Raw genomic sequence first — 23,490 nt, forward strand, 5'->3', positions numbered from 1 at the left:
CTCGACTCCTTCTCGCTCCGGTCCTCGCTCGTACCTCGCTGCGATCCTCACTCGTCGTCGCCTTCGCGTCATGCCTTGTATTCTCCGCAGTTCACATCAAGGGCCTGACCGGTGATCCCGCTGGACAGATCACTGGCCATGAACAGGATCGCCGAGGCCACCTCATCCTCGGTCGGCAGCCGCTTGAGATCGGACCCAGCCGCTGACGCGTTGTAGATCTGTTCCACGGTGGTGCCGTACTTCTGCGCCTGATGGTTGAAGTACCCCTCCAGGGTTTCACCCCAGATGTAGCCGGGCAGCACCGAGTTGACCCGGATGCCCTTCTCCCCCAGTTCGGTGGCGAGGGTCTGCGACATGGACAGCAGGGCCGACTTGGCCATCTTGTAGGCGCCGTACTTGGCCTGCGAGTGTCGGACGACCATCGAATTGACATTCACCACTGAGCCTTTGACTGCTTCCAGGGCGGGGGTGAAGCCCTGGGTCATGCGCAGTGCGCCGAACACGGTCAGCTCGATCGCGTCCCGCATGTGATCAAAGGTGGTGTTCGCGAACGGCTTCATGGACGGCACCCGGAACGCGTTGTTGATCAACACGTCTGCCTTGCCGTACTCCTCCATCGTGCGAGCCACCACGTTGGCGACCTGCTCCTCGTCGGTGATGTCGGTGCCCACCGCGAGCGCACGACGGCCCAGAGCCGTCACCTCTTTGGCCACGTCCTCGAGCCGCTCCACCGTGCGGGCGGCCAACACGAGGTCGGCGCCGTTCTCCGCACATCGGCGGGCCAGCGTCGTCCCGAGCCCGGGCCCGACACCGCTGATGACGACAACCTTGTTCTCGAGCAGTCCGGCCATCGGTCAGCCCACCATCCTTTCGCCAATAAGCTTCTGACGAAGCGCAATTCGCGCCCGCCAATCATTTTCGGAGATCTTGTTGCTGTCGTAGTACGGCAGCTTGTCGGCCACAGAATCGATGTCCACCAACTCTGCCGTCGGCCCGTCCTCGGCGGTCAACTCCCGCGAAACCCGCTGCCAGCGGAACTGGAGATATCCCTTGCCGTGGCCCAACGTCTCGCACCAGTTGGTCACGCCCGGGTTCGCGTCGGAGACCACGATGCGGATCTTGCCGTCCGGGTCGGCCTGCACCTGCGTGCCGTTCAACGAGGTCTGGTGGTTGATGTAGTCCAGAGAGATGTACCAGAGGCTGCCCAGCTGGAAGCCCAGGTAGGGCGCGTCCGACACCGGCAGCGTGATGACCATCGCCTGGTCCGGCGTCATGTCGTAATGCCCGACCGACGAGTACTGCGTGGCCAGCCCACCCGGGGTCAACCGAGGCGCGGTCAGCGTGTTGACCGGGAGGTTGTCGTAGAACCACTTGGGGAACTGCAGCCAGGTCTTGACCCGCTGCACGAGTTGCTTGCCTGCGGTGGCGTAACGCTTTTCGATGAGTTCGCGGGTCAGCGGCGCGGGCGCCGTGCCTGCGGTGTCGGTGCGCGAGATCGCGAAGGAGCCGCGCTGAGCCGACCAGTCGTTGTAGACCTCCCGGATCACCAACTGCGACGGCGTCGCCGGGCTGAACCGCCACTCGAACGTCCCGTCGGCGGCGATGTCGAGCTTGCGATCGTCGAACGCGGTCTCACTGTCGGGCACGTTCTCGTCGGTGTACTCGCCACCGAGCAACTGGAAGCTGACGTCGGTGGTGGTCCCGCGCCGTCCGGTGACGACGTACTCGTGCCCGGGCTGGACCCGGGTGCCGAAGTACATGGTGTCGGGGTTGTCCAGACCCATCTTGGTGAACGGCCCGGTTCCGCTGTGCAGGAACGGGTGGTCGCGGTCGTAGTCGAATGCGACGTGCGTGCACGCCGCGATACAACCGGCCAGGTATTGCAGGCCCTCGAGGAGATCTGCTTCCGATTCGATGAAGGGAGCGGCGCTCACCAGGCGCTCAGCCTCGGCGATGGCGTCGACCAGTGGTTGTGAGTACATCCGGCATCTGCTCTCTCGGTCCAATATTGAACCGCAGTGGTAGAGTTTCCTACCTGACACTAGAACGCGTTCTAAATCGAGTCAACGGCGGCTTCAGTCCAGGGAGGTCCGATGCCAGACGACGAGCCGGCCGGCCGCGCTTCGCCGCCCACTGCACGGGTGGTGGCCATCCTGGATTTCCTGTCCCGCCATCCGCAGGAGCGGTTCGGACTGTCCGAGCTCACCCGCCGGGTCGGGCTGAGCAAGCCGACCTGCCTGGGCATCCTCAGCACGCTCACCGATTCGGGCTACCTGATCCGCGACAGCGCCGACAAGACGTATCGCCTTGGACCGAGCCTGATCTCACTCGGCCACGCGGCCCAGGAGTCCATGCGCGTCAATCCCGCGGCCCGCGCCGAACTGCGGGCGCTGTCCGCCACTTTCGACACCTCCGCGGGTCTGACGGCCGTCGTCGACGACCGGATCACCGTGCTCGAGGTGGTCGGCCCGCCCGGCCGCGATGCCGGGGTGCGGGTCGGACAGAGCTATCCGTTCGCCCCGCCGGTCGGCCTGATGTTCGTGCTGTGGGACGACGATGCCCTGCGCGCCTGGCTGGCTAAGGCGCCGACCATCCCGCTGCGCACCGAATCTGCCCGGCTGCACCGGGTGATCGAAAACTGCCGCACGGACGGGTATCTGGTGGAACGCCTGACGCCGGGGGGCCGTCGGCTCTACGCCCTGATGGCCGGGATGTCGACCAACCTTCCCGACGAACTACGCGCTCTGCTCAGTGAGCTGGTCTCCGACATCGGCGAGCGGGTGTATCTGCGTGACGAGGGGTCCGGCGACAATACCCCGCATGACGTCAGCGTCATCTCCGCACCGGTGTTCGACCACTATCAACGTCAGGTGATGGCGGCGTCATTGCACATCGGAACGGCGTTGACGGACAAGGAGATCACCGACCGGGCCCGGGCACTGGTGGCGACGGCCGACGCGTTGACCGAGCAGCTGGGCGGGGTCAAGCCGAGGCTCTGACTCCGCTGCGCTCAGAAGTTGTTGCAGGTGTCGAAGACTGTCTGCAGCAATCCCAGGTAGGGCTGGTTGGCCGGTTGAGCGGCGATGCCCTCGGCCATGTTCTGCCGTTGATCCCGCGACGAGCCCAGGAACTGGCGCAGCACATCCTGAACTGCCGGCGAGGCGCCCGCCATGGGACTCTGTGCATTCAGCGCCCCCATCACCTGCGGGTAAGTGCACGTGGTGTTCACGGCCGAATCCAGCCTGGGATCCGCGGATGCGACACCGGCTCCGACGGTCAACAAGGTCAAGCTGCCGACGGCGACAGCCAATGTGGTCAGCGAACGCTTCGTCATGTGAGGACCTCCTCCCCCAAGACCGGACTCTACTCGCTCAGCGCTGATCCCCCAGGGCTTTTGCAATTCGCTGCGCCGGCACTCAGCCACGCCCGGGCAAATGCCGCACAGCGCGTCAGCTCTCGTCGGACCGCAGCAACAGCGAACGGGCGACCGGCCGGGGCGCCGTTTCCCGCAGCATCGCGCTGGCAGGCCGCTGTCGCACGCGCTGCGGCCACCAGAACCAGCGGCCGAGCAGCGCTGCGATGGCCGGAGTCATGAGCGCGCGCACCACCAGGGTGTCCAACAGCAGACCGATACCGATCGTGGAACCCACCTGGCCGATGATCCGCAGGTCACTGGCCACCATCGACATCATCGTGAACGCGAACACCAAGCCCGCTGCTGTCACGACCTTTCCGCTACCGCCCATGGCCCGGATGATCCCGGTGTTGATCCCCGCGCCGATCTCCTCCTTCATCCGGGACACCAGCAGCAGGTTGTAGTCAGAACCGACGGCCAAGAGGATGATCACGGACATCGCGAGCACGAGCCAATGCAGGTTGATGCCGAGAATGTGCTGCCAGATGAGCACTGACAGGCCGAACGCGGCGCCCAGCGACAACGCCACCGTCCCCACGATGACCAGCGCGGCGATCAGGCTTCGCGTGACGAGCAACATGATCACGAAGATCAGGCACAGCGCGGCGACCCCCGCGATCAACAGGTCATAGGTCGACCCGTCACGCATGTCCTTGAACGTCGGGGCGGAACCTGCCAGGTAGATCTTGGCGTTCTCCAACGGAGTCACCTTGAGCGCCTCTTCGGCCGCCCGGTGCACCGCCTCGACCCGTGAAATCCCCTCGGGCGTAGCAGGATCCCCCCGGTGCGAAATGATGAAACGGACCGACTTCCCGTCCGGCGAGAAGAACAGGTTCATCGCGCGTTTGAAGTCCTTGTTCTCAAGGACTTCCGGCGGCAGGTAGAAGGAATCATCGTTGCGAGCCGCGTCGAACGCCTGACCCATCGCGGTGGCGTTATCGCTCATCTCGTCCATCATGGCCATGGTCCCGGCCATTGTGCTGTGCATGGTCAGAAGGCCGGCCCTCATGACCTTCATGCTCGAGATCATCTGCGGGAACTGGGCGATCATCTGGGGCATCAGGACATCCAGGCGGTCGGTCCCGAGACTCAGGTCATGCACGCCGTCTGAGACCGCATCGACCCCGTCGATCGAGTCGAACAGAGATCGGAACGACCAGCAGAACGGGATGTCGAAACAGTGCGGCTCCCAATAGAAGTAATTGCGGATCGGCCGCCAGAAATCGTCGAAATCGGCGATGTGGTCCCGCAATTCATCGGTTGTGGTATCCAAATCGCGGGTGTCCTGCGTCATCCGATGCGTGGTGTCGGACATTTTCAGACCGACATCGTAGAGATGCTGCGTGATGTTGATCATCGTGGTCAGATCGTCTGCCTGCTTCAACAGATCTTTCATGCGGTCCCGCTGGAACGGCAGCACCTGTTCCTGATTGGCGCTCTGCAAGCTCAGTAGAAACGGTATCGACGTCCGGTCGATCGGGTTGCCCTCAGGCCGGGTGACCGCCTGCACCCGGGATATTCCGGGAACAGCGAAGATCCCCCTCGCCACCTTGTTCAATATCAGCAGATCTGCCGGATTGCGCATGTCGTGGTCGGCCTCGAGCATGAGGATGTCAGGCGTCATGCGGGACTGCGGAAAGTGCCTCTCAGCGGCGGCATATCCCACATTGGCGGGAATGTCGGCAGGCACATACAGCCGGTCGTTGTAGCTGGTCTGATAGGCCGGCAGGGCCAACAGACCGATGAGCGCGATCACGCAGGCCGTGACCAGAATCGGCGCAGGCCATCGGACGATCGCCGTCGCCAGCCGCCGCCACCGCCGGACGATGATCTTGCGCTTGGGCTCGAACAGGCCCACCCGGCCGCCCACCGCGAGAACCGCCGGAACGAGTGTGAGCGCTACCGCCACCGCGACGACCATCGCGACGGCGGTCGGAACACCCATCGTCTGGAAATACGGCAGCCGCGCGAAGCTGAGGCAGAAAATCGCGCCGGCGATGGTCATGCCGGAACCCAGCACCACCTTGGCCACACTTCGGAATGTGGTGTAGAAGGCGGCTTCCCGGTCTTCCCCGGCTTGCCGCGCCTCCTGATAGCGCCCGAGGAAGAAGATGCCGTAGTCGGTCCCCACCGCGATCCCGAGCGATACCAGGAGATTGACCGCGAATGTCGACAACGCGATGACCTGGTGCTCACCGAGCAATGCGACCACGCCACGAGCCGCCTGGACCTGTATGCCCACCATGACGAGAAGAAGCACCGCGGTGATGATCGAGCGGTAGACCAGGAGCAGCATCGTGAAGATCACCACGAGCGTGACAATGGTGATCTTGATGATGGACTTGTCGCCGGCATGGTTCATATCCGCGACCAGTGGCGCGGGTCCGGTGACGTAGGCCTTCAGTCCCGGGGGCGGTGGCGTCCGGTCCACGATGCCCCGGATTGCGTCGACGGATTCGTTCGCCAGGGATTCGCCTTGGTTACCCGCCAGATTCAGCTGGACATACACAGCCTTGTCGTCAGCACTCTGGACCGCGGGCGCCGTCAGGGGGTCGCCCCAGTAGTCCTGCACGTGCTGCACATGACGGGTGTCGGCCTTCAGCTGGCGAACCAGGTCGTCGTAGTAGCGGTGCGCCGCATCCCCGAGAGGCTGGTCTCCCTCCAGGACGATCATTGCCACACTGTCGGAGTCGGATTCGCCGAACACCGTGCCCATGTGCTTTGCCGCCTGGAACGACGGGGCGTCTTTGGGGACCAACGACACCGAGTACTGTCGCCCCACCGTTTCGAGCGATGGAACGGCGAAGGTGAGCACGGCGACGACCACCAACCAGCCGATGATGATCGGCACGGCCAGCCGATGAATCACCCTGGCAATAAGCGGCGGCTTGTTGCTCACCGCGGTCAGCGTTCGTCGGGTTTGAGCAACAGGGAACGGACCAGCGGCCGAGGCCCGGTCGGCCGCAGCAGCGCACTGGCGGGCCTCTGACGCACCGCGAGCGGCCACCAGAACCAACGGCCGAGCAGCGCCGCGATGGACGGCGTCATGAACGCACGCACCACCAAGGTGTCGAAGAGCAGGCCGATGCCGATCGTGGAACCCACCTGGCCGATGGTGCGCACATCGCTGGCCAGCAACGCAAACATGGTTGCCGCGAACACCAGACCCGCTGCCGTCACGACCTTTCCGCTGCCGGCCATGGCGCGGATGATGCCCGTGTTGATGCCCGCCTTGATCTCCTCTTTCATCCGGGACACCAGCAGCAGGTTGTAGTCAGAACCGACCGCCAACAGAATGATGAGCGCGATCGCGAGGACTATCCAGTTCAACTCGATTCCGAGGATGTGTTGCCAGACCAACACCGACAGTCCGAACGCCGCGCCGAGAGAAAGCGCCACCGTCCCCACGATCACCAACGCCGCCACCAGGCTCCTGATCATGATCAGCATGATGATGAAAATGAGGCACAGCGCGGCGATTCCCGCGATCAGCAGGTCATAGGTCGACCCGTCCACCTGATCTTTCGACATCGCCGAGGTCCCGGTGAGGTAAAGCTTGGCGTTCTCCAGAGGCGTTCCCTTCAGCGCCTCCTCTGCAGCCGTTCTGATCGGCTCTACCCGCGCAATACCTTCAGGCGTCGCGGGATCGCCTCGCTGGGTGATGAGCAAGCGCGCCGTCTTCCCGTCCGGTGACAAGAACACGTCCATGACCCGCTTGAAGTCCGCGTTCTTGAAGACCTCGGGTGGGATATAGAACGAATCGTCGTTCTGGGCATTGTCGAAGGCTCTGCCCATCGCGGTGGCACCATCGGACATCTCGTCCATCTGCGCCAGGATGCCCCCCATGGTGCTGCGCATCGTCAGCATCATCGTCCGTGTGCTCTGCATCGTCGCGATCATGGCGGGGAACTGGGCGATCATCTGCGGCAGAAGCACATTCAGTTGATCGAGATTCCCGATCAGCCGGTGCATCGTCACGGTGAGCTTGTCGACACCGTCAAGCGCCTCGAACAGAGACTTCGTCGACCAGCACAGCGGGATGTTGAAGCAATGTGGCTCCCAGTACAGGTAGTTGCGCACCGGCCGCCAGAAGTCGTCGAAGTCGGCCATGTGGTCGCGCAACTCAAGGGTCACGTCTTCCAGATCATGCGTTTTGCTCACCACGTCATTGGTCGCGGCAGCGAGTTGTTGCATGAGCCCGTACATGCGTTGCATCACGGCGATGGTTTTCGAGATCTCGTCGGCCTGCGCCGCCAAGTCGTTCATCCGGGCCTTCTGGAACGGCAGGAGCTGCAGTTGGCCGGCGTTGGAGGAGCTGATGATGAAGGGAATCGTGGTGTGCTTGAGGGGAATACCCTCGGGCCGGGTCGCCGACTGCACCCGGGCCACCCCGGGAACGGACAGCACGCCCTTGGCCAGCTTGTTCAACACCAGGAAATCTGCCGGGTTACGCATGTCCCGATCGGCCTCGACCAACAGTATGTCGGGAGACGCCATCAGCGACTGCTGGAAATGCCGGGCCGCTGCGTCGTACCCCGCGTTGGCGGGGATGTCTTTGGGCAGATACTTCTGGTCGCTGTAGCCGGGTTGGTATGCGGGCAGCGCCAACAGCCCGATCAGCGACACCGCGCAAGCCGCAACCAGGATCGGCGCGGGCCAGCGAACGATCGCGGTGCCGATCCGGCGCCACCGACGAACGATGATCTTGCGTCTCGGCTCGAACAACCTGAGTCGACTGCCCAGCGCAAGCACCGCCGGGATCAGCGTCAGTGCCACCGCGACTGCCACCATCATGCCCAGGGCACACGGAACACCGAGAGTCCGGAAATAGGGCAATCGGGTGAAGCTGAGACAGAACACCGCACCGGCAATCGTCAATCCCGACGCCAGCACCACCTTGCCGACGCTGCGGTACGTCGTGTAGAACGCCTGTTCCTTGTCTTCGCCTGCCTGTCGCGCCTCCTGATAGCGCCCGACGAAGAAGATGCCGTAGTCGGTTCCTGCCGCGATTCCGAGTGTGACCAGAAGGTTGACTGCGTAGGTGGACAGCCCGATGAGACCGCTGTCGGCGAGAAGAGCGACAACCCCTCGGGCCACCTGTAATTGGATGCCAACCAGGAACAGAAGGATCACGGCGGTGAAGATCGAACGGAAGAAGAACAACAGCATCACCAGGATGACCGTGAGGCTCAGGCCCGTGACCAGCAGGACCGTGCGGTTGCCGCTCGCGCTCAAATCGGCGACCATCGCCGCGGGGCCGGTCACGTAGGCCCTCACCCCCGGAGGGGGCGAACTCCGGTCGACGATGCCCCGAACTGCCTCCAGCGATTCATTCGAAAGTGACTGGCCCAGATCGCCCGCCAGACCCATCTGAACGTAGACGGCCTTGCTGTCAGCGCTCTCTGCTGCGCCCGCCATCAGCGGATCGCCCCAAAAGTCTTGGACGTGTTGCACATGCGCGGTGTCCGCCCGCAGTTGACGGACCAGATCGTTGTAGTACCGGTGCGCGTCGTCACCAAGGGGCTGATCACCCTCGAGGACGATGATCGCCGCACTGTTCGAGGTCGCCTCGCCGAAGTTCCTGCCCATCCGCTCGACCGCCTCGAACGAAGGCGCATCGTTGGGGATCAGCGATACCGAGTGCTCTTTCTCGACCTGCTCCAGCGGGGGGACGATCGCACTCAGGACGTACGCGATCAGCAACCACCCGATGATGATCGGCACCGCCAGTACGCGGATCATCCTCGCTACGAACGGCGGTTTGCCGCCGGTCATCTGGCTACTCATGCGGCCTTCAGGAGGCAGTAGGTGAACGCGCTTTCCCCGCTCTCGACCTTCTCCGACTTGACCTCGTCGTCCACGATGATGCGGCAGCCGATTCTGTTGCTATCGCCCTGCGCGATGACGTTGACCATGGATGTCGCCTCGGTCATCGCGAACTTCAACGACCATGGCAGGCTTGCCCCTTCGACAAACCGTGGTTCCGCATCGACGTCGAAGTAGCTGATGTTCGCCACCGTCCCAGGTGGACCGAACACCTCATACACCAGTTGTTTGGGGTCGTACGGCCTACGCTCCTCGAGCTCTGTGTCGGCGTATGCGGGGCGGGTCTGCGAGCCGAAAACACCGTGCAGCCGCATGACGGTGAATCCTCCGGCACCGAGGACCACCAAGATCAGCAGCGGAATCCACACCCGCTTCAGAACCCCCAAATCACCAACCCCCTGAATCCGCGGCCTAATCCGCACTATCCACGCCGCAGGAACCGGCGAAGTGCACCGACCGGCGCCCCGGAGAAGCCGGCAACTCTTTTACGGCAGCGCCCTCTGGCTTGCCGTAAATGGATGTCACGGCAGGCATACAACAGCTCGGGCAGGACGATCCGAGCCTGACCAGTAGAGCATTCAGGCGACCTCCATATCTGTCCATTCCCAAGGTGATACGGGATCGTAATCCATTTGGCGCGACCTTCGCCGGGGAACGGAATTTAACGCGGCTAACAGTTGTCACGGCAAGGAATGGCCGTTGTGTGATTCTGCAAAGAAATTCAAGATTGCCGAATTAACCGCATTCGGGCGTTCCAGGAAGCCCAGGTGGCCGGCGTCGGCGATCTCGAGATAGCGCCCGTTCGGCAGGGCATCTGCCACTTCCGCTCCGAGGTGCGGCGGCATCACCAGATCATCCGCGAATCCGATCACGAGCACCGGCGTGGCGATGGTCCGGTAGGCGGGCCTTCTGTCGTTCAACGGAGCGACGCCGTACTGAGCGCGGATCCCGGACGTCAGTTTGGCCGGCCACCTGGTGAACATGTCGATCCAATCCCGCACGGAATCCTCGTTGTTCAGGGTTTTCGGTGAAAAGCTCTCCAGCAGACGCAGTTTCGCGTCATACGTGGCAGGCAGCATGACACCGGCGTCGGCCAGGTCCCGTTCGGCGATTCGGAAGAACTCGCGCGTACGGTCATGTCTCCCACGGGTGGCCATGAGAACGGACTGGCTCACCAATTCGGGCCTGGCCAGCATCAGCTCCTGGGCGATGTACGAGCCCATCGAGACCGCGACCACCCGCACGGGTGCGGCATCAAGGCGCTCGATCAACGCCGCCGTGTCAGCCACCATCGTCGCCGTGGTGAAGCCGTCGGCCTCCGACGTGGCACCAACACCCCGGTTGTCGAAGGTGATCACCCGATATCCGGCGGCACGGAATGCGGGTGCCTGGTACAGATCCCACGTGCGTCCGAGTCCGCCCTGGCCGGCGATGAACAGCACGGGCTCACCGTCACCCCGGTCGTCATAGGCCAGGTTCACTTGTCACCCACCCGCATGGGTACCTAGGCGTCCAAACGGGCGAACTCACCCTGCCGGTACTGATCGACACACGCCGCGCGCCGCACCTTGCCGCTCGTCGTGATCGGAATCGAACCAGGAGGCACCAGAACCAGATCCGCGACGCCCAGGCTGTGCACGTTGAAGATCGCCGAGGTCACGTCGCGCTTGACGGCCGAGAGCTGGTCTGCGGGCGACTCGGCCCGCTTCCTGACTTCGATGATGACCACAAGTTTCTCGGTATGGCCGTCCGGCACGGCGATGGCCGCACACCGACTCCGGCTGACCTCTTGGATCGTGGCCTCGATGTCGTCAGGAGAGTGATTGCGCCCGTACACGATCAGCAGATCCTTGATACGTCCGATGATGAACAACTCATCGTCGAACACGAATCCCGAGTCCCCGGTACGCAGCCACGGCCCCTCAGGCGTACCGGCGGCCGGATTGACGATCCGGCCACCGAAGGTGGACTCGGTTTCCTCCGGTCTGCGCCAATAGCCGCTGGCGACGTTGTCGCCGTGGACCCAGATCTCCCCGACGGTTCCGGATGGACACTCGGCCAGGCTTTCGGGATCCACGATCCGGATCATCGGCGCGATCGGGATGCCGTAACTGACCAGCGGGGTGCCCGCTCCGTTCTGGCAGCGCCGCGCGGCCCCCTCGGTCAGCGCCTCGGATTCGAAGCGCACGATCGCCGGTGACTCCCCCGATTCGCGCGTCGCGATGTACACGGTGGCTTCGGCCATCCCGTAGGACGGGCGTATCACCTTCGGGCTCAGGTTCTGCCGCGCGAAGCGCTGAGTGAAGCGCTCGAGCGTTGCCGGGTGCACCCGCTCACTGCCGGTGATGATCACGAGCACGTCCGAGAGATCGAGCCCGGCCATGTCGGCATCGGACGTCTTGCGTACCGCCAGCTCGAATGCGAAGTTCGGTGCGGCTGTGTACGTACGACCGTGGGTCGCGAGCATCTGCATCCACCGGGCCGGACGTTGCAGGAACGCCACCGGACTCATCAGCACGGCCGGGACTCCAGCCAGCACCGGCCCGCAGACGCCCAGGTACAAGCCCATGTCGTGATAGAACGGCAGCCACGAGACGATGGTCGAGCCCTCCGGGACGACATTTCCGAATTCGGCGAAGTAACCCGACATCAGCTGTTCGAAGTTCGCCAGTAGGTTCTGGTGCGACATCATGACGCCGGCCGGGTTGCGCGTCGAGCCCGAGGTGTACTGCAAATACGCCGTGTCCGTGACACTTCCACCGGGCAGCCCAGCGCCCCCCGGGGCGTCGAGATCCAGGGCGTCCACCTCGACGATCACCGGCGGGGATGCGGAGTGCGCCCTGACGTAGTCGGTGACCACACCGGCCACCGCCGACGTGGTCAGGACGACCGTCGGCTCCGCGTCCTGCAGCACCGAACTGACCCGGTCGTCGCTGACGCCGCCCAGCGGAACCGCCAACGGAACCGCGATCAGTCCCGCTTTCAGCGCCCCGAAGAAGGCGACGATGTAGTCCAAGCCCTGAGGGGCCAGGATCAGCGCCCGGTCACCCGGCGAGCCGCAGCTACCGAGCGCTCGTGCGACCCCGCACGCGCGCCGATACAGCTGGGAGTACGTCAGGCTCTCGGTCGAGCCCTCCCAGCTTGCTTCATAGTCAACAAACGTCACCGCAGTGTCGTCGCCTTGCAGACCCGCACGATCCCCCAGCAGGGTCAAAATGGATGCCTCTCCCACGGACGTCAGAGTATCGCGGTAATCGTGCCGATATATCCGGATCCATCAGCAAATTCCATTTCGCTGACCATATGAATCACAACGAGGTCATTCCGCCCAAACGAACACTCAGAGCGAAATGCCCTTCACGCGCGCAGCGATGGCCTTTGATCTTGACTGTCAGGACGTTTGCGTCTCGATGACCTCGAACTGTTTGAAATCGGGCGCATCTCGCAAGCAGTTTGAACGGATTCTGGGACAACTTTCTCCAGCGAACATACTGTTAATGACTGTGACCGCCCTTGACGGGCGCTGAGCCACTAATAGCCGCGTGGCATCCACCGGCCTATTTTCGCGGCTCGACGCAACACGGGGCATGGAGCCTGACAGCGGCCGAACCGCAGAAAGGCCTGCGGGGAGGAGTGGCAGTTGACCGCATCTGAAATCGTGCGCGAGAGGCTTCCTGCGGCGGATGCCGGGATCGTCGAGCCCCGCATGCCCGTCACCCCGGTTACCCCGGTTGCCGTCATCGGAATGTCCTGCCGTCTGCCCGGCGGCATCGACTCGCCCGAGCAGTTCTGGGAGGCCTTGATCCGAGGCGATGACTTGGTCACCGAGGTTCCGCCGGAACGCTGGGACGCTGACGAATACTACGATCCGGAGCCAGGCGTTCCCGGTCGATCCGTATCGAAGTGGGGCGCATTCCTCGACGACGTAGCCGGCTTCGATGCGGAATTCTTCGGCATCAACGAACGCGAGAGCGTGGCGGTCGATCCGCAGCACCGACTGTTGCTGGAAACCGCCTGGGAAGCCATGGAACATGCCGGCCTCACTCGCGAAGCCCTGGCCGATTCGCTGACCGGCGTGTTCGTCGGATTGACGCACGCCGACTACCAGATGCTGGCCGCCGACGCGCGGTCCCTGGAGGCGGCATACGGCTTCAGCGGCAACAACTTCAGCTTGGCGTCGGGGCGGATCGCATATGCACTCGGGGTGCACGGTCCGGCGCTCACAGTCGACACGGCATGTTCTTCCGGCCTGACCGCGGTGCACCTGGCCTGCCGCAGCCTGCACGAGGGTGAGAGCGATTTCGCTCTGGCCGGCGGCGTCACATTGGCATTGGACCCGCGCAAGTTCGCTTCCGGCTCAGCTGAGGGAATGCTCTCGGCGACCGGACGCTGCCACGCGTTCGATATCGCCGCCGACGGATTCGTGGCCAGCGAAGGCTGCGTCGTGGTGTTACTCAAGCGGTTGCCCGATGCGTTGAGAGACGGCGACCGGATACTGGCCGTGATTCGCGGTACCGCGGCCAACCAGGACGGTCACACCGTCAACATCGCGACACCGTCAGATGCCGCGCAGACCGCGGTCTACCGCGCGGCGTTGACAGCGGCCGGGGTCGAACCAGCCACGGTCGGCATGGTCGAGGCACACGGCACCGGCACACCGGTGGGCGACCCGATCGAGTACTCCAGCCTGGCAAAGGTTTACGGCGTCGACGGCCCCTGCGCGCTGGCATCGGTCAAGACCAACTTGGGGCATGCCCAGGCAGCCTCTGGCGCAATCGGACTGATGAAAGCTGTCCTGGCGGTGCAGCACGGCGAGGTACCGCCCAACCTCCATTTCACCCGACTGCCCGATCAACTCGCCGAGATTCAGACCAAACTCTTTGTGCCCCAGCAGACGACACCGTGGTGCACCAACGGACATCATCCCCGACGGGCGGCGGTGTCGTCTTACGGGCTGTCGGGGACGAATGTGCACGCGATCCTGGAGCAGGCACCGCTCGCGGCGCAGGAACCCGCCGATTCGCCGCTACCGGCATCGGCGGCCCCGATGCTGTTCCCACTGTCCTCGACCTCGGCCGAGGAACTGCGGCACACCGCCGGGCGGCTGGCCGACTGGGTGCAGGCACACGATGATGTCGCCCTGACGGATCTGGCCTACACTCTGGCGCGCCGACGCGTGCACCGACCGGTGCGCACTGCTGTCGGTGCGAGCAGCCGAGGGGAACTCGTCTCGGCGTTGCGCGAAATCGCCAGTGGCGATACACCATTCCAGGCCGCCGTCGGGCGCGATGACCGTGGTCCGGTGTGGGTGTTCTCCGGCCAGGGTTCGCAGTGGGCCGGAATGGGCGCCGAGCTCTTGGCAACCGAGCCGGTGTTCGCCGCCACGGTGGCGCTGGCCGAGCCGATCATCGCGGCCGAGTCCGGATTCTCTGTTACCGAAGCGATGTCGGCGCCAGAAGCCGTGACCGGGCAGGATCGGCTGCAGCCGACGTTGTTCACCATGCAGGTCGCCATGGCCGCCACGATGAAGGCACACGGGGTGCATCCCGCAGCGGTCATCGGCCACTCCCTCGGGGAGGGCGCGGCAGCTGTCGTCGCGGGGGCGTTGTCGCTGGAGGACGGACTGCGCCTCATCTGCCGACGGTCCCGGCTGATGACCCGAATTTCTGGGAAGGGTGCCACGGCAGCCGTGGAATTGCCTGCCAAACAAGTACTTTCCGAGTTGACCGGCCGCGGCATCAACGATGTCGTGGTGGCGGTGGTGGCATCGCCACAGTCCACCGTCGTCGCAGGTACCACCCAGACCGTGCGCGATCTCGTGGCGGACTGGGAACAACGTGGCGTGATGGCCCGCGAAGTTCCGGTCGACGTCGCCTTCCATTCACCCCAGGTGGAGCCGATCGTCAGCGACCTGGCTGCCGCACTCGCTGACCTCAAACCCATGACACCGGAAATTCCGTTTTACTCGGCGACCCTGTTCGACCCACGCGAGCAACCGGTATGCGATGCCGACTACTGGGTGACCAACATGCGCAAGATGGTGCGGTTCGCCACCGCGGTGCAGGCGGCGTTGGAGGACGGCCACCGGGTCTTCGCCGAACTGTCGCCACACCCGCTGCTCACCCGGGCCCTGCAACAGACGGCCGCCGGCCGCGAAACACCGATGGCCGCCCTGGCTGCGATGCGCCGACAACAAGCGATGCCCAATGGGCTGCGCGGACTGCTGACCGATCTACACAGCGCCGGAGCCGCCGTTGATTTCTCGGTGCTGTGCCCCGACGGTCAACTGGTGGATGCGCCGCTACCGACCTGGACACACCGCAGGCTGTGGCTCAGCGGTGGCGGTCAGGAAGCGCAGACCCACGGCGGCTGCACCATCGCAGTGCACCCCCTGCTGGGCGCCAATGTCCGGTTGCACGAGGAACCCGAGCGCTACGTGTGGCAGTCCGATATCGGCACTGCCGCCCAACCCTGGCTCGCCGATCACCAGATACGGACTGTCGCAGTCCTTCCCGGGGCGGGCTACTGCGAGATGGCGCTGGCCGCTGCCCGGGCTGTGTTGGGCGAGGATTCCGAAGTCCGCGACATCCGGTTCGAGCAGGCATTGCTTCTCGGTGAGCAGACAGTGGTCGGGGCCTCGGCATCGATGTCGGCCCCCGGCGTCGCCGCCTTCACCGTCGAGACCGATGAGGACGGCCAGCAGGCGCGGCACGCCAGTGCGGTCCTGCATACCGCAGCGGGTGAACCGCCTCCCTCATACGACATCTCTGCGCTCCTGGTCGCCCACCCCTGCGACGAGGACGGCACGGATGTGCGTGATCGCGTGGGCCAGCATGGGATTCAATACGGCCCGGCGTTTACCGGCCTGGTCACCGTACGCACCGGCGAGGCGGAGGCCCGCACTGTGCTCGCCGACGTCGCGCTCCCCCGCTCGATCCGCTCGCAGCAGGACGCATACGGCGTGCACCCGGCACTTCTGGATGCCTGCTTCCAATCGGTCGAGGCGCATCCTGACGTTCAGGCCCTCGGCGGGGACGTGCTCGGATTGCCCCTGGGCGTGCGGCGGCTACGGATCTACCGCTCGGCGCGCAACGCGCACTACTGCTACACGCGGTTGACAAAGGCCGACACCGCCGGAATCGAGGCCGACATCGATGTGCTCGACGCCGAAGGCACTGTCCTGCTGAGTGTGCAAGGACTTCGCCTGGGCACCAGCGCCTCCGGCAACGGACACGACGATCAGGTGCTCAGCGAGAGACTGCTGACCGTCGAATGGCGGCATCGCGAACTACCGGAGGTGGAATACGCCGAAGCCGGATCGTGGCTGCTGATCAGTGCCGGCCAGGACTCGGTGACCGCCGAGTTGAGCGACGCCCTGAAAAACAGTGGTGCCCAATGCACCACCATGTACTGGCCGGATCAAGTCGACGATGCGCCGACGTGCCAGGAGTTGGGCGGCCTTCTCGGTACGGGCCGGTTCACCGGTGTGGTGGTCCTGGAGGGACCGCGGAACGGCGACAACGCGGATCAGTCCCCCCTCCGGGGTCGCGAGTACGTGCGTCAGCTCGTACACATCGCCCGCCAATTGCCGGAAGTGAGTGGCGAGCTGCCCCGCCTGTTCGTGGTCACCCGCAACGCCCAGACGGTGATAGCCGGCGACGTGGCCAACCTGGATCAGGCCGAGCTACGCGGTTTGATCCGGGTCATCGGCACCGAGCATCCGCATCTGAGCGCCACCCAGATCGATGTGGACGAAGCCACTGCAGTCGATCAGGTGGCGCGGCAACTCCTCAGCGGATCGGATGAGGACGAAACCGCGTGGCGCAACGGCAGGTGGTATGCAGCCCGGCTGTGCCTCGCCCCGCTACGCCCCGACGAGCGGCAGACGACGGTCGCCCAGCTTGAGCGCGACCGGATGCGGCTACAAATCCGCACCCCGGGCGACCTGGACTCGATGGAACTCGTTGCCTGCGAGCAGGTTCCCCCCGGGCCGGGCGAGATCGAGGTCGCGGTCAACGCTTCCAGCGTCAACTTCGCCGACGTGCTCGTCGCATTCGGCCGCTATCCCGCGTTCGACGGTCACCTTCCACAGCTGGGTATCGACTTCGCCGGTGTGGTCACCGCGGTCGGGCCTGACGTGACTGAACACAAGGTCGGCGATCGCGTCGGCGGTTTGTGTGCCAACGGGTGCTGGGGCACATTCGTCACCTGCGACGCACGCCTGGCCGCCACGTTGCCGCCAGGCCTGACCGACTCCGAGGCGGCCGCGCTGACCATTGCGACCGCCACTGCGTACTACGGGCTGAACGACATGGCCCGGATCAAGGCAGGCGACAAGGTGCTGATCCACTCCGCGACCGGCGGGGTCGGCCAGGCCGCGATGGCGATCGCCCGCGCGGCCGGCGCGGAGATCTTCGCCACCGCGGGTAGCGAGCAGCGTCGGCAGCTGCTGCGCGACATGGGGGTTGAGCATGTCTACGACTCGCGCAGCCTTGAGTTCGCCGATCAGATCCGCCGGGATACCGAAGGCTACGGCGTAGACATCGTGCTGAACTCGGTGACCGGCGCGGCCCAGCGGGCCGGCCTCGAATTGCTGGCGTTCGGCGGGAGGTTCGTCGAGATCGGCAAACGGGATATCTACGGAGATTCCCGGTTGGGGCTCTTCCCGTTCCGACGCAACCTGTCGTTCTACGCCGTCGATCTGGCTCTGATGTCGGTCAGTCATCCGGACCGGCTCCGAGAATTGCTGGAAACGGTCTATCTGCTGACCGCCGAAGGTGATCTACCGATGCCAGCGGTCACGCACTATCCACTCGCCGACGCCGCCACCGCGATCCGGATGATGAGCGGCGCGCAGCACACCGGCAAGCTGGTGCTGGACATCCCGCACACCGGCTCCAGCCGGCTCGTGGTACCGCCGGCACAGGTCCGGGTGTTCCGGCCCGACGGGGCGTACATCATCACCGGCGGTCTCGGCGGCCTCGGATTGTTCATCGCCGAGCGTATGGCGGCCAACGGATGTGGGCGGATCGTGCTGTCCTCGCGCTCACAGCCCAGCGCCCAAGCACTGGAGAGAGTCGAGCGCCTCCGCGCCGCCGGTGTCGACGTCCTCGTCGAGTGCGGTGACATCGCCGCGGCCGGCACAGCGGAGCGATTGGTGGCTGCCGCCACCGCCGATGGCCTCGCGGTGCGCGGCGTACTACACGCAGCGGGTGTGATCGAGGACGCCGCGCTGACGAACATCACTGACGAACTCATCGAGCGTGACTGGGCGCCAAAGGTTTACGGCGCATGGAATCTGCATACCGCCACCGCGGACCAGCCGCTGGACTGGTTCTGCTCGTTCTCGTCGGCGGCCGCGCTGGTCGGCTCTCCCGGGCAGGGCGCGTATGCCGCTGCCAACAGCTGGCTGGACGCATTCAGCTTGTGGCGCCGGTCGCAGGGCCTGCCGGGCACCGCCATCGCATGGGGAGCCTGGGCGCAGATCGGTCGCGGCACCGCCCTGGCCGAAGGTACCGGAGTCGCGATCGCGCCCGACGAAGGTGCGTACGCATTCGAGTCGCTGCTGCGTCACGACCGCGCATACACCGGCTATGCCCCGATCACGGGCGCTCCGTGGTTGAGCCTGTTCGCCGAGCGCAGCCCCTTCGCCGAGGCCTTCCGGTCGACTGGCCAAAGCACGACGGGCACAGGCAAGTTGCGCGCCGAACTCGATGAACTGCCACCCGACGAGTGGGCAGCCAAGTTGCGGCACGTGATCTCCGACCAGGTGAGCGTGATCCTGCGCCGCAGCGTCGATCCGGACCGCTCTCTCTCCGAGTACGGCATGGATTCGCTGGGCGCGCTGGAACTGCGCACCCGTATCGAAAACGAAACAGGGATCCGGATCTCGGCCACTGGCATCACGACCGTGCACGGTCTGGCGGACCTGCTGTGCGAGAAGCTCATGCCCGCGGGAGCTGCCTGAGATGCACCATGGCGCGCAGTCCAATCAGATTTTCGGCAAATCCACCGAGGGGCGTTGAGTTCGAGATGCCGTGGACCGAACGAACCAGCGCCCGAGCCTCACCCTGGGCCGTCGGCGAACGCCGTCGACGCCACGCCCGCAGTTCCGGACGCTCGTCGAGACGATGGACAGTTCTTGAGTCACGTTCCGGCTGCCATCGAAACAGCCGGAACTAAACTGGTTATTTCACAATGACTCTGAGAAATTCGACGACAGCACAGCGGGGAGAAGCAGCAGAATAACGTCAAGGCCGCCGAGGCGATGCGCGATGGGGCTACGCAGATCGGCTTCCGCCGATCATGACTCACGCGGTCCCGCAGATCCGCACGGCCAAATGGCCTCAAAGTACTTCACTTTCAAGTTTCAAGAATCAGCGCAGCAAACTGTGCAAAAGGTAGGATCTCGGTCATGTGGGGCTCGCTGGTAGTACTGGCACTGTTGACGACCATCAATCCTGTGCGCCTCGGAATCATCCTCCTGGTGCTCTCGCGGCCGCGGCCCGTGCAAAACCTGCTCGCTTACTGGGCGGGCGCAGTGCTCATCGGAATGGCCACCCTCGTCATTCCACTGTTCGTGCTCCACTCCACTCCGGCTTCGTCCGCTTTCGCGAAGAATTTTGCGCACCCCACCGCGAATCCGGCCGCACAACGCATCACAATCGCGCTCGGAGTGCTTCTCCTGGCGATCGCTGTGTTCATGGTGGCGCGCAACTTGTTGCGAACGCCCGTGGCCGCAGGGAGTCATCAGAGGCCATCGGGTGACGGTGTCGGCACCACCTCGACACTCGTGGACGATTCAGGGGCACCGCCTGCCATCGCACGGCTGTTGTACTCCACGCCGGACGATGACGATGCCGATCCCAAATCTCGGCGACTGGCGGGGCGCATCCGCAAGGCCTGGCAGAACGGGTCCCCGTGGATCCCCTTCGTCATCGGCATCATCGTGGTCCCGCCACTCGACGGGGTTCTGTTCGCGCTGGCCATCGTCGTAGCCTCAGGAGCCTCGTTCGAGGTCCAGTTGATCGCACTGATCGCGTTCGTCTTCGGCGTGCTTCTCGTCGAGGAGTTCATCCTCGTCAGCAACGTGGTTGCACCAGCGCGAACCCAGGCGGCACTGCGTAGATTGCACGAATGGGCCAGTGCACATCGCCAGGCGTTCGCGGCCGCCATCTGCGCGGTGGTCGGAGCGTCCTTGGTGCTCAGGGGCATCGGCGGCCTCTGAGGCGCCGGCCTGTCTGGCCCTGATGTTCGACTCACACCATTGCCGGCGCGCGCCTACCCGGCCTCCGGGCAAACAACTCGGCCAGGAAACCGAGCGCGAACTCAATCCGCGTTATTCGCCGGCCACCAGCCAACCCAGACGGGCGAGGCAGGCGGAGGCACCGCTTATCTGCACCGATCGGCGGAATCTAGCGAAACCATCTACCCAACCGCACTTCTCGCTGAAGGTGAGACATTCAGTGGACCAGACAAATTCGCCGGATTGATCAGGTGTTGTGTAACACGTTTCATTGCAACAGATTTCGAATCTAATCAGCAAAATTGCCACGTGCAGCGGCGCTTGGACTCGTACCGTACAAGGATGAGCAACGTACTCGATCTGCTCGATCAGACGATGTACGACATCGGGCAGGCCACTGGGTCGAACACCCTGCTGCAGTGTGTCTGGATGTATGACCGCCCGGTCGACATCAACGGTCTCCGGCAGTTCCACTACCACCTTGAGCGAGGTCGGCTGTCTCGCTGCATCGCACGGTCCCCACTGCCATTCGGGCGCAGCCGCTGGGTGGCGCCCGACCATCTACCTGAGCTTGAGATCGTCGAGTCAGCCCGCCCGCGCGAACAATTCGACGACTGGCTCAACGAACAGGTCAACACCCCGCTGGATTGCGAGCACGGTCCCGGATGGCACCTGGCGGTGCTCCCGTTCACCGACGGCGGCGCCGGTGTGAGCCTGGTCGTCTCGCATTGCCTCACCGACGGCGTCGGGCTGTGGGAGGCGATGGCGGATGCAGCGCTCGGTCGCGACGACCCGATCAGCTGGCCCGCCGCCGGATCGCGCGGGCGGTTCCGAGCCATGCGAGAAGACGCCCGCCAGACCGTGCGCGATATCCCGGCCATCGGCCGCGCCGTCGCCGCCGCAATACGCCTGGGGCAACAAGGGCGCAACGGCGCCGAGGCAGTCAGACCGTCCGCCCCGGCATCGTCTGCGCTGCCGCCTGGAGACGACGAACCCCACCTGCTACCAACGGTGACGATATTCGTCGACGCCGATGAGTGGGACGCCCGCGCACACGCACTCGGTGGCACCCGCAACACGCTGCTTGTGGGTCTGGCGGCCCGCCTCGCGCAACAGGCCGGACGGGTTGCTGCGGACGGTTCGGTGGTCGTGACGCTACCGGTGAACGAGCGCACTGCGGACGACACCCGCGCCAACGCGATCGGAGGCGTGCGCACCACAGTCGACCCGGCGTCTGCAACGACAGATCTGAGTGAGATCCGGTCCGCAGTCAAGCAAGCACTGATTCGGCACTCGGAGCAACCCGACCCCCAGCAGGTACTGAATGCGCTGGTGCCCCTGATGCCTGAGCGGGTCCTGAAAGCCGCCCGCAGCGCGGCCAGGGGCAACCCATTCAATCTCGTCGGCGCATCGAACGTCGGAGAGATTGATTCCGCCGCCAGCCGACCCGATGGCACGGCGGCCGATTCTTTCGCCATCAGGCTGCACCACCTGGGCGTGGCCACGTCGACCCTGGACCGCTACGGCGGGGTGCAGACCATGCTTTCCGGCGCGATGGACGGACGGATTTTTGTGTCGTTGAGTTCTTATCTCCCAGGCCATGACAATTCGAATGATGAGCTGCGACTGCAGCTTTCGACAGCGTTGGATGAGTTCTAGCTCACTGCCAGCTGTTCGGTGAGCGAAAAGTCCTTCAACGCGCTCGAAAGGTCTTGTTTCAAGCTGTCATTGGAGTTGGGAAAGCCTGGCAGATACTCGATGGCCGAGATGAAGACCTTTCCGTTCACCGTTCCGGAGAGCACTGACTGAATTCCTCCGAGCCGGCGCATCCTCGCCTCGGTCACACCCAGGTGGATCACCCTCAGGGCGAAAGAATCGGCCTCCGTGCCGTCGGGCCGACCGACGGCCGGGTTGACCACGCGCAGGTTGGATGAGCCGACTTGATTCAATGTGACGACAGTGGTTGCCTCTCGGGCAGCCTTGAGAAGCCGCAGCGGTAGCAGAGGGACGATGGCGTTCACTGCCATCTCGTTGTCGGCCTCCTCCCGGTGGCGGATCAGTGTCTGTTTGACCGCCGCCCGTATCTCCTGCAGGTCTGTGATCGCACGCTCAGGGTCGACCGTGACTGTGGCATTGCCGATCGCGTTGGCGCGCGTGTCGCCCTGAGCACGCTGATCGACCGGCATGATCACCTCGACCGAACCATCCGCAGCAACCCGGCCCGCCCGGTGGGCTAGCCGGGCCGCCAATCCCACCAGCAACGAGTTACTGGTCCCGCCGAGCGCCCGGGCGCGGGCGTCCCACTCCTCCGCGTCGACCAATACCGTTGCCATCGCGTGCGTGACGCATTCGCCGGAGCCGGGGGACAGCGCCGGTGGCGTGCTGGTCGGTGCGGTCGCGGCGACAGCGCCACCGCGGCTACGCCGGACCAATCGGATAGCGGCGGCAACGCCCCGGCCCATGGCGGGGATGTCGCGCAGGGTTTGGCGGGCGTCTTCGCGGAGGGCCTGCCACCGGCCGCGGGATCCGGCGGCCGGCCAGCTGATCGGGTCGTCGCGGCCGAGTGCTGCATCCGTCAGCGCCGTGCACAGCCCGACGCCGTCGGTCAGGAAACGGGAAAGGACAAAACTGACCCCGGTGCCACCGTCGGTGAACGGGAGCACCGCAAGTCGCCACCCTGGACCGTGTTCGCAATCCAGTGGGGTGTTGATCTGTTCGTCGAGCCAGTCGTCGAATTCTTCCCGCGGGCGGGCCGACTCGAGGATCTCGAGCTCAGGCAGGTTGTCTGGTGCTACCCAGCGGCTGCGGCCGAACGGCAAGGGAGACTGCTCGATGCAGCGGGATAACCGTCCCCGCTGGAGGTGTTCATGGAACCGCCGGAGACCATCGATGTCGACAGGCCGGTTGTACACCCAGATGCACTGCAGTTGGCTGGCGCCTCCTACCGCCTGCCCGACGTCGAACATGGTCTGGTCGAGCACATCGAGTACGTTGCTCATTATCC

13 protein-coding genes are annotated in these 23,490 nt (G+C 64.6%); 4 read left to right on the forward strand and 9 right to left on the reverse strand.

Annotation, left to right across the window (positions count from 1 at the left end; genetic code table 11):
* Positions 1-68: 68 nt before the first annotated feature.
* Both G6N57_RS01905 and G6N57_RS01910 read right to left on the reverse strand, forming a co-directional pair.
* Positions 69-851 carry an SDR family oxidoreductase gene (locus tag G6N57_RS01905; RefSeq protein ID WP_077742593.1) on the reverse strand — a complete coding sequence of 261 codons (783 nt, stop codon included), beginning with the start codon at positions 849-851 and terminating at the stop codon, positions 69-71.
* Between the two features lie 3 nt (positions 852-854).
* Positions 855-1,982 carry a hypothetical protein gene (locus G6N57_RS01910; RefSeq protein ID WP_077742594.1) on the reverse strand — a complete coding sequence of 376 codons (1,128 nt, stop codon included), beginning with the start codon at positions 1,980-1,982 and terminating at the stop codon, positions 855-857.
* A 111-nt stretch (positions 1,983-2,093) separates the two neighbouring features.
* Here G6N57_RS01910 and G6N57_RS01915 point away from each other — a divergent pair, with 111 nt between their 5' ends.
* On the forward strand, positions 2,094-2,999 hold the full coding sequence (locus G6N57_RS01915) for an IclR family transcriptional regulator (RefSeq protein ID WP_077742595.1): 906 nt from the start codon (positions 2,094-2,096) through the stop codon (positions 2,997-2,999).
* Positions 3,000-3,010: 11 nt separating this feature from the next.
* Here the strand turns inward: G6N57_RS01915 and G6N57_RS01920 are convergent, their stop codons facing one another.
* The 6 genes from G6N57_RS01920 to G6N57_RS01945 all read right to left on the reverse strand — a co-directional run bounded on the left by G6N57_RS01920 (position 3,011) and on the right by G6N57_RS01945 (position 12,473).
* Positions 3,011-3,334, reverse strand: coding sequence for a hemophore-related protein (locus G6N57_RS01920; protein ID WP_077742596.1), 324 nt, complete (start codon positions 3,332-3,334; stop codon positions 3,011-3,013).
* Between the two features lie 115 nt (positions 3,335-3,449).
* A complete protein-coding gene (locus G6N57_RS01925; protein ID WP_077742597.1) occupies positions 3,450-6,314 on the reverse strand; it encodes an MMPL/RND family transporter in 2,865 nt (954 codons plus the stop codon).
* Between the two features lie 5 nt (positions 6,315-6,319).
* On the reverse strand, positions 6,320-9,202 hold the full coding sequence (locus G6N57_RS01930; RefSeq protein ID WP_077742598.1) for an MMPL/RND family transporter: 2,883 nt from the start codon (positions 9,200-9,202) through the stop codon (positions 6,320-6,322).
* Entirely contained in the window at positions 9,199-9,609 is a 411-nt protein-coding gene (locus tag G6N57_RS01935; RefSeq protein WP_097925935.1) for an MmpS family transport accessory protein, read from the reverse strand. The genes G6N57_RS01930 and G6N57_RS01935 overlap by 4 nt, the downstream gene beginning before the upstream one ends.
* A 312-nt stretch (positions 9,610-9,921) precedes the next feature.
* Positions 9,922-10,722 carry an alpha/beta fold hydrolase gene (locus tag G6N57_RS01940; RefSeq protein WP_077742599.1) on the reverse strand — a complete coding sequence of 267 codons (801 nt, stop codon included), beginning with the start codon at positions 10,720-10,722 and terminating at the stop codon, positions 9,922-9,924.
* A gap of 23 nt (positions 10,723-10,745) precedes the next feature.
* Positions 10,746-12,473 (reverse strand): AMP-binding protein, encoded by a 1,728-nt coding sequence (locus tag G6N57_RS01945; protein WP_077742600.1) that lies wholly within the window; start codon positions 12,471-12,473, stop codon positions 10,746-10,748.
* Between the two features lie 474 nt (positions 12,474-12,947).
* Between G6N57_RS01945 and pks2 the strand changes: the two genes are divergently transcribed.
* The 3 genes from pks2 to G6N57_RS01960 all read left to right on the forward strand — a co-directional run bounded on the left by pks2 (position 12,948) and on the right by G6N57_RS01960 (position 22,145).
* Entirely contained in the window at positions 12,948-19,208 is a 6,261-nt protein-coding gene (gene pks2, locus G6N57_RS01950) for a sulfolipid-1 biosynthesis phthioceranic/hydroxyphthioceranic acid synthase (protein ID WP_077742601.1), read from the forward strand.
* A 447-nt stretch (positions 19,209-19,655) separates the two neighbouring features.
* A complete protein-coding gene (locus tag G6N57_RS01955) occupies positions 19,656-20,468 on the forward strand; it encodes a GAP family protein (protein WP_077742602.1) in 813 nt (270 codons plus the stop codon).
* 360 nt (positions 20,469-20,828) lie between these two features.
* The gene (locus G6N57_RS01960; protein ID WP_077742603.1) at positions 20,829-22,145 is read left to right on the forward strand and encodes a WS/DGAT/MGAT family O-acyltransferase; all 1,317 of its coding nucleotides are present in this window, start codon (positions 20,829-20,831) and stop codon (positions 22,143-22,145) included.
* Here G6N57_RS01960 and G6N57_RS01965 read toward each other — a convergent pair.
* Positions 22,142-23,485 (reverse strand): hypothetical protein, encoded by a 1,344-nt coding sequence (locus G6N57_RS01965; RefSeq protein WP_077742604.1) that lies wholly within the window; start codon positions 23,483-23,485, stop codon positions 22,142-22,144. The genes G6N57_RS01960 and G6N57_RS01965 overlap by 4 nt on opposite strands.
* Between the last annotated feature and the right edge of the window lie 5 nt (positions 23,486-23,490).

Origin of the sequence: Mycolicibacterium boenickei (assembly GCF_010731295.1) — a bacterium.
Classification (GTDB): Bacteria; Actinomycetota; Actinomycetes; order Mycobacteriales; family Mycobacteriaceae; genus Mycobacterium; species Mycobacterium boenickei.